10 protein-coding genes and 2 tRNA genes are annotated in these 13946 nt (G+C 60.9%); 4 read left to right on the top strand and 8 right to left on the bottom strand.

Annotated elements, in window-relative coordinates:
* Positions 1-15: 15 nt before the first annotated feature.
* The 6 genes from DXZ77_RS04225 to DXZ77_RS04200 form a co-directional block, all read right to left on the bottom strand.
* A complete protein-coding gene (locus DXZ77_RS04225) occupies positions 16-1719 on the bottom strand; it encodes a cellulase family glycosylhydrolase (protein WP_115030235.1) in 1704 nt (567 codons plus the stop codon).
* 174 nt (positions 1720-1893) lie between these two features.
* Positions 1894-1967: transfer RNA gene (locus DXZ77_RS04220), tRNA-Ile, on the bottom strand.
* Between the two features lie 71 nt (positions 1968-2038).
* Positions 2039-2111, bottom strand: a tRNA-Asn gene (locus tag DXZ77_RS04215).
* Between the two features lie 65 nt (positions 2112-2176).
* On the bottom strand, positions 2177-2740 hold the full coding sequence (locus DXZ77_RS04210; protein ID WP_147279192.1) for a hypothetical protein: 564 nt from the start codon (positions 2738-2740) through the stop codon (positions 2177-2179).
* Between the two features lie 36 nt (positions 2741-2776).
* The gene (gene dnaG / locus DXZ77_RS04205) at positions 2777-4717 is read right to left on the bottom strand and encodes a DNA primase (RefSeq protein ID WP_115030200.1); all 1941 of its coding nucleotides are present in this window, start codon (positions 4715-4717) and stop codon (positions 2777-2779) included.
* A 74-nt stretch (positions 4718-4791) separates the two neighbouring features.
* A complete protein-coding gene (locus DXZ77_RS04200) occupies positions 4792-6099 on the bottom strand; it encodes a deoxyguanosinetriphosphate triphosphohydrolase (RefSeq protein ID WP_306746611.1) in 1308 nt (435 codons plus the stop codon).
* A gap of 140 nt (positions 6100-6239) precedes the next feature.
* Here DXZ77_RS04200 and DXZ77_RS04195 point away from each other — a divergent pair, with 140 nt between their 5' ends.
* Entirely contained in the window at positions 6240-7139 is a 900-nt protein-coding gene (locus DXZ77_RS04195; RefSeq protein ID WP_115030198.1) for a sulfurtransferase, read from the top strand.
* Between the two features lie 9 nt (positions 7140-7148).
* On the opposite strand, the gene dusB is transcribed toward DXZ77_RS04195, so the two are convergent.
* Positions 7149-8330: a tRNA dihydrouridine synthase DusB gene (dusB, locus tag DXZ77_RS04190; protein WP_115030196.1), complete on the bottom strand. Its 1182-nt coding sequence runs from the start codon at positions 8328-8330 to the stop codon at positions 7149-7151.
* Positions 8331-8587: 257 nt separating this feature from the next.
* Between dusB and DXZ77_RS04185 the strand changes: the two genes are divergently transcribed.
* From DXZ77_RS04185 to DXZ77_RS11715, 3 genes are all read left to right on the top strand, one after another.
* Positions 8588-9778 (top strand): acetate/propionate family kinase, encoded by a 1191-nt coding sequence (locus DXZ77_RS04185; protein ID WP_115030194.1) that lies wholly within the window; start codon positions 8588-8590, stop codon positions 9776-9778.
* Positions 9779-9871: 93 nt separating this feature from the next.
* On the top strand, positions 9872-11938 hold the full coding sequence (pta, locus tag DXZ77_RS04180; protein WP_115030192.1) for a phosphate acetyltransferase: 2067 nt from the start codon (positions 9872-9874) through the stop codon (positions 11936-11938).
* Between the two features lie 99 nt (positions 11939-12037).
* Entirely contained in the window at positions 12038-12520 is a 483-nt protein-coding gene (locus tag DXZ77_RS11715; RefSeq protein ID WP_147279191.1) for a hypothetical protein, read from the top strand.
* Here the strand turns inward: DXZ77_RS11715 and argG are convergent.
* The gene (gene argG / locus DXZ77_RS04170) at positions 12517-13896 is read right to left on the bottom strand and encodes an argininosuccinate synthase (RefSeq protein WP_115030188.1); all 1380 of its coding nucleotides are present in this window, start codon (positions 13894-13896) and stop codon (positions 12517-12519) included. The two genes, DXZ77_RS11715 and argG, sit on opposite strands and share 4 nt — an antisense overlap.
* Between the last annotated feature and the right edge of the window lie 50 nt (positions 13897-13946).

Below are 13946 nucleotides of genomic sequence, written 5' to 3'. Positions count from 1 at the left end.
TCGTCACAGGTGGCGTTAATGAACGGTCAGAGTTTTTTTGCCTGCTTGTTCGTGCCAGTTGCCGTCGGAGCTTTGGTAGGCGACGGTGTAGGTGTAAGTGCCAGCGGGCAGGGGCTGTTTGGTGCCGTGGTGACGTTGCAGTCCGGTCAAGGTAGTGTTTTTGGCCGTCCAGATATCCCAGTTAGCTCCTGAGGAGTCCCTCATGGCGACGATGAGGGCTTTGACGGCTAGTTTTCCGTCAACGCTAGTGACGATGTCTGCGGTGGCACCTCGAGCAGTGTTGTTGATAGTTGCGTGAGCGGTGCTGAGGCTATTGGGGGCGGCTCCGACGGTGTGTTTACCTTCGCGCGTGGGGCCGTTCCATTTTCCGTTGGTGGTTTGCCAAGCTGGGGCGTAAGTGTAGGTGCCCGCAGGTAGCGCTGCACGGGTGGCGGTGAAGGTTTGGGATCCTCGAAAGGTCGTTGTGGCAGTGACAGGGATGTCAAAGTTGCGTCCAGAGGAGTCGCGGACGGCCATGATGAGGGAGCGGATGGGGACAGTTCCGGTGGTGTAGAGGGTGAAGGAAGCTGTGGTGGTTTTTCCGTTTGTAGTGAGGTTAGCTGCAGGTGCTACGACGTATCCGGTTCCTGGCTTTGTGGCCGGTGGCGCCGGGGTGGTGGTACCTCCAGGCAGGGGTTGGGCGTTGAGAGCAGTAAGAACCGCTAGGGCTGGTTTGGCGGTGCCATTTAGGCGGTAGAAGCCGAAGTGTCCTTCGCTGGTGGCATCGCTAGTGTCGGTGAGGGTGTACCAGAACAGAGGGCCGTGTTTACGGATTTGGGTCCATGCTGTGTGACTTTCGCGCATCATGCGTGCGGCGTCGTTTTCGGTGGTGCGGTATTGCCCGCCGGTGGGGAATCCAGCTTCGGTTGCCCAGATCTCTTTGTTGGCGTCGCCGTTTTTGTCCATGATGGTGCGGATGATGGGGGCGGTGGACATTTCCCCTCCCCAGCCGTAGCGCAGGTCTGAGTAGGGGTGTACGGCTAGGGCGTCGAAGAGGCCTTGGGGTTTTTGGGCGTAGAAGCCGGTGTACCAGTCGATGGGGGTGATGTCGGGCGCGCCGGTGGCTCCGCCCGTTCCGCCGGCGATAGTGATGGCGGCGGGGTTGACTGATTTGATAGCTGGGGTGGTGGTGCGGAGGAGCTCTACGTATGCCGCTGGGCTGGGTGTGGGTGACCAGGCTTGGTCGAGGTTGGGTTCGTTCCAGATTTCCCAGTGGTTGATTTTGCCTTTGTAGCGGGCGGCGGCTTGTTTAGCGAACCCGGCGAAGGCTTTGCGTTCTGAGGCGGTGCGAGGTGCGTATCGGTAGTCAGTGCCTGCGGGGCGGGCGTAGGGCGCCATTGTGCTTAATACGCCTAAGGGGCGCAGTCCGCGGGCGCGGGCGCCTTCGACGATGCGGTCGAAGCGTGCCCAGTCTGCTTGTCCGGGTTCCCAAGAAATTTGGCTCCAGGGGACGTCGAAGCGTAGCCATTTGACGCCGCTGGCAGCGACGCGATCTAGATCGTGTTCGAGTTGTCCGGGGGGCCCCCAGGCGAGGCGGGTGCCGGGGATGGCCATGCCGGATTTCTGAGACCAGGTGGTGGTGGAAGCTGCTGAGGCGGGTGCGGCTTGGCCGTTCATTGCGCTGAACGTGACGAGCATGAGAGTGAGCGACCATGTGGCCACCGAGCACATACGACGCATGGAGATCTCCCAGGGGTAGAGGGTCGAACAGCTGATCGACCCTGCTGGGAGGGTTCTTAGGTCGCGCGTCAAAGACGCTCGGGTTAAACGTGTTTCATGGCACGCTTGGATGCCTTGTGTGGTGTTTTGGGGATGAGGGCGCGCGGAAAGAAATTTTTCTCTACCGCGTATCGGTAGGCCAGGTGGGGCTTGAACCCACGACCGACGGATTATGAGTCCGCTGCTCTGACCGGCTGAGCTACTGGCCCGTGGCTCGCTGCTGCGAGTGAATATGGATTATGCCCCGCCCTGAGTTCAGGACGGGGCATAATCTGCTTTGCTCCCCCGGTTGGACTCGAACCAACAACCCTTCGGTTAACAGCCGAATGCTCTGCCAGTTGAGCTACAGGGGATCGCTGCTGAAAAGAACATTAGCAAAGGTCTGCCGAGAAAACGAAATCGCGTGTGCGGCCGCCTCTCACGACCCCATCCCAGCCTTACTCGCCGCCCGCCCAACCGACTCAGGCAACCCCACCTGCTCACACAAATTCACCAACACCGCCTCCCCATAGGCAGCCCGCTCCTCATCGCGCGGACGCTGCCCCCGAGCCCACACCAACTGCGCAAATAACTCCTGTGTCTGCGGATCACGACGAATCGCCGCCCGCCCAATCCGCGCACCATCACGCTCAAGATCAACCGCCACCACTACCGAACGACTCACCCGCTCATGCACACTCTCAGCCAACCGCGTCGCAGACCCCACAGCCGTCCACTGACTCCCACGACGCCCATCCACCCACGCCACAGACAACGTCGCCGTCCCCGGCTCCCACACAGCACTATCCACCTCACCCCATCTACCAACATCCATCACCTCACCCTGAGCATCGACCACCACCAACCGCGCAGTCGTAGCCACAATGAACGCCCCGGCATACTTCTCACCCGCCCACGCCAACACACGCTCGCCCCGCCCCGTCACCGCATCCCTCACAACCTGCGGCAACACCGAAGAGGACTTCCTCCACAAAAAACGCATGACACCCATCCTCACCCACCCCCTAGTCAAATCACATCAATCTTCCGTGTGTCTCAACGCCGCCAACTGCCCCTGCAACACACTCAACTCCTGCGCCACATACCTAGCTCGCTGCGGATCCATCGCCTCAGCACGACGCAAATCACCCGCCGCAGCCGCAATACGCGACCGCAACGTCTCCTCCTGCACAGCCACAAGCAACGACTGCACAAAACGCTTACTGGGCAACCCCGTCTGCGGATCCAACCGAGTCAACAACGGAGTCACCACCAAAGAACTCACAGTCGGCCCCACCTGATCACCAGCCTGCGCCCGCACCAACTCCACCCACGCAGACGCACTCACCGAGGTGTGCTCACCCCAATGCGTCAACACTGCTAACAACACCGAAGCCAAACCCGGATCCGTAAACTGCGCCCGCACCAACGGCATAATTTCGCTGTCATCAAGAGCCCCCGGATACTGCAACAACACCTGCAGCACCTGAAACTCCAAATGCACCACACGATTACGTAAATCCGGACGCGGAAACACCAACGGCGCAGACTCACCATCAGCATCCGGGCCAGAATCCGAACGCACCGACGAAACCTCTCCCCCAGAGGCAACTACACGCTGACGCCCACCATGCACCTGCGCATCCGGACGCCGACCCCCCACACGCGCACGCTCAACAGCACCAGCCACCAGATCAACCGGCACACCAATCCACGTCGCAGCATCATCGACATACATCCGCGACAACGCCTCGCCATCAATACCAGCCAAAATCGGCGCTACCGCCTCAATCGCGTGAGCCTGCCCCTCCCTGGTGTGCAAATCAAAACGCCCGATCGTTGTCCGCGCCGCGAACTCAAACATCGGCGTCGGCTTCTCGATCAAATGCTCAACCGCAGCCTCACCCTCAGCCAAGCGCAAATCACACGGATCCATCCCATTACGAGCCACCGCAACAAAACTCTGCGAAACCCACTGATCATCCAACTCATAAGCCCGCATAGCAGCCTTCTGACCAGCAGCATCACCATCAAACGTGAAAATGACCTTCCCATCACCATCATCACGCAACAACCGCCGCAACACCTTCACATGCTCAGCACCAAACGAAGTGCCACACGTAGCCACAGCCCCCCGCACCCCCGACAGGTGCATCGCCATCACATCCGTATACCCCTCCACCACCACAGCACGACGCTGCGAAGCAATCGTCTTCTTCGCCAAATCCAACCCATACAGCACATGAGTCTTCTTATAAATCGGCGTCTCAGAGGTATTCAGATACTTCGCATCAATCCGGTCATCATCCAAAATGCGCCGCGCACCAAAACCCACCGTCGCACCCGTCACATCACGAATCGGCCACATCACCCGGCCCCGGAACCTGTCATACAGCCCCCGCGAAGAACGCCCAGTCAACCCACCAAGAGTTAACTCCTCTTCCGTAAACCCCCGATCCAACAACAACCTCGTCAGCACATCACCACCACGCGGGGAATACCCCACCCCAAACATCTGCGCAGCCTTGGAATCAAACCCACGACCCCGCAAAAAATCCCGAGCAGGCCTAGCCTCACGCGCCCCAATCAACGCCTCGGCATAAAACTCCTCAGCAACCCGATGCGCCTCCATCAACCGCGTTCGACGCGCCCTACCTGACTCCGCAACCGAAGACTCATCACGCTGCAGCTCCACCCCCACCCGAGCCGCCAACCGCTCAACAGTCTCAACAAACCCCAGGTGCTCAATCTCCTGAACAAACGCGATCACATCACCCCCGGCACCACACCCAAAGCAATACCAATGACCATGCGCAGGACGCACATGAAACGACGGCGAACGCTCATCGTGAAACGGACACAACCCCTTCAAACTGTCCGACCCAGAACGCGTCAACGTCACATGCTCACGCACCACATCCTCAAGATTCACTCTCTCCTTAACGAGAGCGACGTCTTCCTCACGCAGCAGACCCGCCATCCCACCTCACCAATCACACTCACACGCCAACAAAGCGCACACGGCAGTCTACGAGCCCAACACCACCCCACCCATCACGCGCTCCCACACCAACGAGCATGCAACGCCAACGCACGCGTATCAGTCAACGACGCCACCTGATCCACCACCACCCGCAACCGCTCCTCATCCGAAGAAGCCGACCCCCAATCCACCACCAAGTCACGATCCAGCCTCTCCTCAGGACACTCCAAATACGTCTCCACCAACCCCCGCACCACCTCACGCTCACGCTCCATCACCGCTGCATGCCCCGGCGTCTGCATCACAAAAGCCGCCGCCACCGCCTTCAACATCGCGCACTCCGCCCGCGCCTGCACCGGCACCACCAATGAACCCTCGTACCGCGCCAACCGCACCGGACCATGCACCTGCCGCGTCGCAGACTGCACCTGACGAACAAAACGCCCCACCAACCCACTAGTCATGTCCTTCAATGCAGCCAACCCAGCCCGCGACCCATCAAACTCATCCACCACCTCATCAGCAGCATGCAACCGCTGCCCCGCCTCCACCAACGCCTCTACCTCCAACGACGGCTCGTAATACCGCTGCGCCACCACCGCCACATCCCGCAACGCCGACACCGAAGACAACACCCGCAAATCCACCCGCCCCGAAGCCACCGCATCCTCCACGTCATGCACCGAATACGCCACATCATCAGACCAATCCATCACCTGCGCCTCCACCGGCGTCACCCCACCAGCACCACGAGAAGGCGCCCCATCACGCACCCAGGTAAACACCGGCTCATCATCGGCATAAAAACCAAACTTCCCCGACCCCGCCGGCCCCTGACCAGAACCCCAGGGATACTTACACGCCGCATCCAACGCAGCCCGCGTCAAATTCAACCCAGCCGGACGCCCATCAGCGTGAAACCGTTTCGGCTCCAACCTCGTCAACACCCGCAACGTCTGCGCATTCCCCTCAAACCCCCCCACCTGCTCAGCCACCCGATTCAACTCACGCTCACCGTTATGCCCAAACGGCGGATGCCCCAAATCGTGCGCCAAACACGCCGCATCCACCAGATCCGCATGACATCCCAAAAACGAGGCAATCTCCCGTCCGATCTGCGCCACCTCCAACGAATGCGTCAACCGATTCCGCGCAAAATCACCCAAATACGGCGCAACTACCTGCGTCTTCGACGCCAACCGACGAAAACCCGCCGAATGCAAAATCCGCGCCCGATCCCGCGCAAAATCATCACGAGTAGCCAACTTGCGTGCCGCCGGCTCCTGCACCCACCGCGCCCGATCCCGCGCACCATAACGCCCCCCGTCCCCACTTCCCGACGAGTAACCCCCCACAACATCACCCAAAAAATCACTCACCCCACCACCCTAAAAACAACCACCGACAAACACGCCTAACAAACACACACCCCACACAAACCACCACCCCAGCACGCCACCTACTGCATCCAACCCTGTCCACCCCGCTCCTGACTACGACACCGATTAGGCTTCCTCCCATGCACCGGTACCCCCTCATCACAGCTAGCGAACTCGCCGAAAAGTTCCACCGCGGCGCCGCCGAGCGACCCCTGGTCCTCGATGTCCGCTGGCAACTGGGCGCAGACGACGGCTACGACTCCTACCTCCAAGCCCACATCCCCGGTGCCATCTTTGTCGACCTCGAACGCGACCTATCCGGAACCCCTGCCCCCGACACCGGCCGCCACCCCATGCCACGCATCGACGACTTCGAAATCGACATGGCCGAATGCGGCGTAGACAACGACCGACCCGTCGTCGTCTACGACGACTTCACATCCTTCGCCGCAGCCCGCGCCTGGTGGCTCCTACGCCACTTCGGAAAAATGGACGTCTACGTCCTCGACGGCGGACTCAGCGCCTGGCGCAACGAACGCCTCCCCACAGAAGCAGGCATCCGACTCATCGACGAAGGCGACTTCTCCGTACGCCGCAGCACCCTTTCCTACCTCACTGCCGAAACAGCCGAGCTCTACGCCCGCGACGGCATCCTCATCGACGGCCGCGCCCCCGAACGATTCGAAGGACGCACCGAACCCGTCGACACCGCCGCCGGCCACATCCCCGGAACCGTCAACCTACCCGCAACCGACCTCATCAACGATGAAGGCAAACTCCTCCCCCCAGACGAACTCCTCGAACGCTTCGCCGCCGTCGGAGCCACCACCGAAACACCCATCGCAACCACCTGCGGATCCGGCGTCGTCGCTAGCTTCATCGCCCTCGCCGCAGGCGCAGCAGGCCTCGGCGGACAAATCCCCGTCTACATCGGCGCATGGTCAGACTGGATCAGCAACCCCGAACGCCCCATCGCCACCGGCCCTGCACAGCAAACCCCCACCGACGACACCGGCACCCACCCCGACCAACACGCCTAACCCCCAGCCTCACCCACCCGAAGCATCCACCTCCGCTTCAGCAAGACACGCACCCGCCGAAGCATCCACCGAACGGCTATCCAACCACCCCTCAGGCAACGCAACCCGCCGCGGAGTTCCCTGACGCCCCCGCGCACCCTCAGCAGGAACACCTGGCCACGGATGATCCCGATCCAACTCACCCAACAACGCATCCAACGCGGCCAAATCCTTCACCAACGCCAAGTTATGCCGCACATACGACCCCGCCGGGAAACCCTTCAAATACCAGGCGATGTGCTTACGGATATCACGCGCCCCCCGCTGCTCATCACCATAAAACTCAACCAAATACTCAGCATGAGCACGCAGCGCATCCACCACCTGCCCCAAATTCGGGCGCATCCTCATATCACTACCGTTAAACGCCGCAGCAAGATCAGCAAACAACCACGGACGCCCCAAACATCCACGACCAACAACCACCCCATCGCAGCCAGTGCGCTCCACCATCCGCAACGCATCCTCAGCCGACCAAATGTCCCCATTACCCAACACAGGAACCTGCGGAACAGCCTCCTTCAACCGCGCAATCGCATCCAAATCCGCATGACCGCTATACGCCTGCGCCGTCGTACGCCCATGCAACGTAATCGCCGCAGCCCCCACATCCACAGCACGCCGACCAGCATCCAAATACGTCAGGTGATCAGCATCAATCCCCATCCGCATCTTCACCGTCACCGGAATCCCACCACGAGAAGCCTCTCGCACCGCCATCGAAACAATGTCCGTGAACAAATCCAGCTTCCACGGCAACGCCGACCCCCCACCCTTACGCGTCACCTTCGGCACCGGACACCCAAAATTCAGATCAATATGATCCGCCAGCCCCTCATCCACCACCATCCGCGCAGCCCGCCCCATCGTCACCGGATCCACGCTATACAGCTGCATCGACCGCGGAAACTCGTCAGCATCAAACTCAATCAACTTCATCGTCTCCGGCGAACGCTCCACCAACGCCCGCGAAGTAATCATCTCGCTCACATACAAACAACTCCCCCCATCAGGAAGCCCTTCAGCAGCGAAACTCCGACACAAACGACGGAAGGCACGATTCGTCACCCCCGCCATCGGTGCAAGAACGACAGGAGTAGGGATCGACAAAGAACCGATCATCAACGGAGGAAGTACATGTGCAGCAGTCATCTCACCACCAGTATGACCCGCCACACCCCACCCCAACACACGTACCCAACATGGCCACACCCGAATGGGACCCCCACCAACCCCCGCGATACTCTGAAAGAGAACGCGACCCACACCCTCTACAACAAGTGAAATACCATGTCACACCGCGGGTCGAGCCACCCAGCCGACCCCAACAACGTGACCGGCTCGAACACACCGACACGACCCCGAAGCGGTGCCAAACAACCCGCACCCCCATACCGAGAAGGTGAAAAGTGACCTCTGCCGTCCTCGTCCTTAACTGCGGCTCATCCTCCCTTAAATTCGCACTCATCGAACCCGAGTCCGGAAACCGCGAGTTCACAGGCCTAGCCGAACGCGTCGGCACCCCCGAAGCCTCCATCCGCTTCGACATCAGCGGAGAACGCACCACCGTTGATGGTCTAGACGACACCAGCCACCAAGGCATCATCAGCAAAGTCCTCGCCCGCGTCGAAGACTTCACCAAAGCCCACAACATCGAAATCGCTGCCGTCGGCCACCGCGTCGTCCACGGCGGCGAAAAATTTGCCAGCTCCGTCCTCCTCGACCAAACAGCCCTCGACGCCATCCGCGACACCGTGCCCCTGGCACCCCTGCACAACCCCGCCAACATCGCCGGCATCGAAGCCGTCACCGCCGTTATGCCCAATGTGGCCCAGGTCGGCGTCTTCGACACCGCCTTCCACCAGAGCATGCCCGAAAAGGCCTACCGCTACGCCGTCCCCCAAAACTGGTACGACGAACACGGCGTCCGCCGCTACGGCTTCCACGGCACCAGCCACCAATACGTAGCCGGCAAAGCCGCCGAAGCCGACGGCCGCCCCATCGAAAACCTCCGCATCATCACCGCCCACCTGGGCAACGGTTGCTCCATCACCGCCATCAAAGACGGAAAATCCGTCGACACCTCCATGGGACTCACCCCCCTCGAAGGCCTCATCATGGGCACCCGCTCCGGCGACATCGACCCCGGCGTGATCAGCTACATCAGCAAAGCCACCTCCAGCGACGCCGCCGCCATCGACACCAAACTCAACAAAGAGTCCGGCCTCCTAGGCCTATCCGGCGTCTCCAACGACATGCGCACCGTCGAAGAAGCCGCTGCCAAAGGCAACAAAGCAGCAGCTCTAGCTTTGGATGCCTTCCACTACCGCGTAGCAAAATACATCGCCTCCTACTGCGTCGCACTCGGCGGCCTAGACCTGCTCGTCTTCACCGGCGGCATCGGCGAAAACTCCGACGTCACCCGCGCAGACATCATCAAGCAACTCGGCTTCCTCGGCCTGGAAATCGACCCCAGCGCCAACAACGGATTGCGCGGCAAAACCGCCCGAATCACCAAAGACGGCGACGTCGCCGCCTGGGTTATCCCCACCGACGAAGAACTCGTCATCGCACGCGACGCATACCGCCTCAGCCGCTAACACCCACGTGGGGCCCGGCACACCACCGGGCCCACCACCTACCCAACTACACACCGAGCCAGCACCGCTGCAGGCGCTCGAAGGAGTCACCGCATGTCCCGACGAATTCTCGTCGTCCCCGCCAACCACGCCGCAGGCGTCAAAGCCGTCTGCCACGGCCTACTCCACGCCCTCGACGAACGTGGCGTCGAAGTCGGCTACATCAAGCCCCTCGCAGGACCCGACAGCCACGGCACCGATACCTCCGCCCAACTCGTCTCCCTAGTCACCGCCCTCCAGCCCCCCACACCCATCCCCGGGGCCCACATCGACGCCCTCATGTCCCGCAACCTCGTCGACTCTCTCATGGAAGAAGTCGTCGAACTCGCCGAACCCGTCCTCAGCGACCATGAAGTCGTCATCATCGAAGGCCTCGCCCAAGAAGACGAAGCACCCTGGGCCGACGACCTCAACGCCGCCCTGGCCCGCACCCTCGACGCTGAAGTCGTCCTCGTCGTCAACGGGTCGGATCGCACCCCAGAACACGTCGCAGAGCGCTTGGGCGTCGCCCTCCCCCACTACCAAATCGGGGAAAGCAGCCGCGTCGTCGGTGTCGTCCTCAACCGCCTGCCCTCTTCCACCTCCGAGGCAACCAAGCCCTACACCGACGCCGTCGAGGCCCGCGAACTGCGCGTCATCGCCACCATCACCCAAGACCCAACCCTGGCCGAACCACGCATGAAAGACGTGGCAGACCAGCTCGGCCTCGAATCCGTTAACCCCGGAGACTCCGACCGACGGGTCAAGGGCTTCGTTATCGGAGCACAAGCAATCCCCGGCGCCCTCCCCCACCTCAAAGAGGGCCACGTTCTCATTGCCCCCGGCGACCGTCACGACATCCTCATGGCTGCCTGCCTGGCCGAACTCAACGGCACCAAACTCGCTGGCATCGTGCTCTCCGCCGGCATAGGAATCGACCCTGCCGTTGCCACCCTCTGCGGCACCGCCATGAGCAATGGCTTGCCCATCTACATGAACAACGCGCCCACGTACGAAACCTCGTACGCCATCACCCACCTCAGTGACAGCATCCCCACCGATGACGAGGTACGAGTCCGCCGCGTCATGGAATCTGTCTCCTCCCGACTGGAGCAGAGCTGGATCGACGCCATCACGCAGAGCACCAGCCACAACAGGCTCTCTCCTGCGGCGTTCCGTCGCCAGCTCACCACACTGGCAGCACGCGCCAACAAACGCATCGTCCTGCCCGAAGGCTCCGAGCCTCGCACTGTCGACGCCGCCATCACATGCCACGAAAAAGGCATCGCGCGTTGTGTTCTGCTGGCCCCTCGCAGCGAGGTCGAAGCCGTTGCCGCCTCCCTGGGCCGCACCCTGCCAGAAGACATCGAAATCATCGACCCAGCCGAACCAGCAAAACGGTATGTGGATGCTCTAGTCGAACGCCGCAAGCACAAGGGCATGACAGAAGCGATGGCCAAAGACGCCCTCGGTGACACAGTCGTGCTCGGCACCATGATGCTTCACCTTGATGAGGTTGATGGCCTCGTCTCTGGCGCAGTGCACACCACCGCTAACACCATCCGCCCGGCCCTGCAGATTCTAGGCACCAAGCCCGGCGCATCGCTTGTTTCGTCGGTGTTCTTCATGGGGCTGCCCGACGAGGTCCTCGTTTACGGTGACTGCGCAGTCAACCCCGACCCCAACGCCGACCAGCTTGCCGACATTGCGATCCAGTCCGCGGACTCCGCTAAGGCATTCGGTCTTGACCCACGCGTAGCCATGATTAGCTTCTCCACTGGCTCTTCTGGCTCTGGCGCCGACATCGAAAAGGTCAAAGCAGCCACAGAACGCATCCACGAACTGCGCCCAGACATCCTCGTTGATGGCCCCCTGCAGTACGACGCCGCCACCACCACATCGGTTGCTCAGAGCAAAGCCCCCGAATCTCCCGTGGCTGGCCAGGCAAACGTGTTCGTGTTCCCCGACCTCAACACAGGTAACACCACGTACAAGGCTGTACAGCGCTCCGCCAGCGTTATCAGCATCGGCCCGATGCTGCAGGGCATCGCCAAGCCCGTCAACGACCTGTCGCGCGGCGCCCTCGTCGAGGACATCGTCTACACCATCGCGTTGACCTCTATCCAGGCTGACGCCCAGTGATATAAGTCCACGCGTACCTGCCGCGCAGCGGCGAGCTACACAGCAGCCAATGGCCACCGACAAGATGTCAGTCGGTGGCCATTGGCATAGGATCAAGATATGACCTCACCTGCGCAGCGCCCCGGCACCGATAACGGTCTTCACGAGGACGCAGCCAACCCCGCCAGCGGCGCAGCCGTTGGCTGTGGCGGGTGCTCTCGCTCTACAGATGGAGGATGTGGCTCGGGTGGCGTTGCTGCAGCATCCGGTCAATCTTCCAGTTGCGCTACCCCACCTACCGTTCCAGCTGGCTGCTCTGCTGCATCGGCATCCAAACCTGCTTTGAAGGGCACTGACAGGGCCGCTGCAGTGCTGGTCAAAGTACCGGCGTGGATGTGGGCTGCCGCGGTAAGTCTGCTTGTTGCCTCCGGACTTGTTATTGCAGGCAGCATCGGAATGGTTCTTTTTGGCACTGGGTTCGCACTGTTTGTCCTTCTCGGCATTGTCAGCTGGAAGTACCTACCAGTTCCTGGACGTGCCGTACGAGCCGCAGTCGCGGTGTTTGCCCTGGGAATTGCTCTTATCCGGTTTATGCCCCTCTAGGAACCTGCATGCACAGGAGTGTGATGGCTGCTTGCGCTATGCATAGCTGTCAGCGCCCGTGTGGAACCGTTCTGTTCTTCAGTATTGGGAAGAATTCCTTGTTCAGCGTATGCCTCTAGCCGCAACCGTGAGTCAGCGATGTCGAGGTTACGCATCGTGAGTTGCCCGATACGGTCGGTTGGCCCGAAAGCTGCGTTTTCGACACGCTCCATGGAGAGTTTGTCGGGGTGGTAGCTGAGTTTTTCACCGACGGTATCGAGGATGGAGTAATCCTCACCGCGGCGCAGGCGCAGTGTCACGGTGCCGGAAATAGCTGACCCGACCCACCGCTGGAGTGATTCACGCAGCATGAGGGATTGCGGGTCGAGCCAGCGCCCTTCGTACATCAGGCGCCCGAGTGCGCGTCCCTGCGTGTGATACGCAGTGATGGTGTCTTCGTTATGGATGGCGTTGACGAGGCGTTCGTAGGCGATGTGCAGCAGAGCCATTCCGGGAGCTTCATAAATGCCACGGGATTTTGCTTCGATGATGCGGTTTTCGATCTGGTCGCTCATTCCCAGGCCGTGGCGTCCGCCAATGGCATTTGCTTCGATGACTAGGTCAACTGGGTTGGGGTAGACCGTGTCGTTGATGGCGGTGGGGCGTCCCTGTTCGAAGGTGATGCAGATGTCTTCGGTGGGGATGTCAACCTCGGGGTCCCAGAAGCGGACTCCCATGATGGGGCTGATGGTTTCGAGGCTGGTGTTGAGGTGTTCGAGGGTTTTAGCTTCGTGGGTGGCTCCCCAAATGTTGGCGTCGGTGGAGTAGGCCTTTTCTTGGGTTTCCCTGTAGGGCAAGTCGCGTTCGGTGAGCCATTGGCTCATTTCGTGGCGTCCGCCGAGTTGGGTGACGAACTCTTCATCGAGCCAGGGTTTGTAGATGGTCAGGTGGGGGTTGGCAAGAAGGCCATAGCGGTAGAACCGCTCGATGTCGTTGCCTTTGTATGTTGATCCGTCGCCCCAGATGTCGATGCCATCTTCTTTCATGGCGCGTACAAGCATGGTGCCGGTGACTGCGCGGCTGATGGGAGTGGTGTTGAAGTAGGTGCGCCCGCCAGAACGGATGTGGAATGCGCCGGTGGCGATGGCGGTGATGCCTTCTTCGACGAGTGTTTCACGGCAGTCGATGAGGCGTGCGATGTCGGCGCCGTAGTCCCGTGCACGTCCTGGTAGTGAGGCGATGTCGGGTTCATCGTATTGCCCGATGTTCGCGGTGTACGTGCAGGGGACGGCGCCGTTCTCACGCATCCAGGCCACGGCGACGGAGGTGTCGAGGCCGCCAGAGAAGGCTAAGCCGATGTTTTTGCCGACCGGGAGTTTTGTTAGAACTGTGGACATACACCTAACTATATGCATAGGTGCGCATTAATATTCACTTTTGCTGTGGG

Source organism: Dermatophilus congolensis (assembly GCF_900447215.1).
GTDB lineage: Bacteria > Actinomycetota > Actinomycetes > Actinomycetales > Dermatophilaceae > Dermatophilus > Dermatophilus congolensis_A.
The sequence above is the reverse complement of the archived record's forward strand: the minus strand, read 5'-3'. Positions and strand labels throughout refer to the sequence as shown.

What these genes read in the sequence shown, in the direction of transcription:
- DXZ77_RS04225 (WP_115030235.1), bottom strand. Translation starts at nt 1,719, where the DNA reads ATGCGTCGTATGTGCTCGGTGGCCACATGGTCGCTCACTCTCATGCTC.
- DXZ77_RS04210 (WP_147279192.1), bottom strand. Translation starts at nt 2,740, where the DNA reads ATGCGTTTTTTGTGGAGGAAGTCCTCTTCGGTGTTGCCGCAGGTTGTG.
- dnaG (WP_115030200.1), bottom strand. Translation starts at nt 4,717, where the DNA reads ATGGCGGGTCTGCTGCGTGAGGAAGACGTCGCTCTCGTTAAGGAGAGA.
- DXZ77_RS04195 (WP_115030198.1), top strand. Translation starts at nt 6,240, where the DNA reads ATGCACCGGTACCCCCTCATCACAGCTAGCGAACTCGCCGAAAAGTTC.
- dusB (WP_115030196.1), bottom strand. Translation starts at nt 8,330, where the DNA reads ATGACTGCTGCACATGTACTTCCTCCGTTGATGATCGGTTCTTTGTCG.
- pta (WP_115030192.1), top strand. Translation starts at nt 9,872, where the DNA reads ATGTCCCGACGAATTCTCGTCGTCCCCGCCAACCACGCCGCAGGCGTC.
- DXZ77_RS11715 (WP_147279191.1), top strand. Translation starts at nt 12,038, where the DNA reads ATGACCTCACCTGCGCAGCGCCCCGGCACCGATAACGGTCTTCACGAG.
- argG (WP_115030188.1), bottom strand. Translation starts at nt 13,896, where the DNA reads ATGTCCACAGTTCTAACAAAACTCCCGGTCGGCAAAAACATCGGCTTA.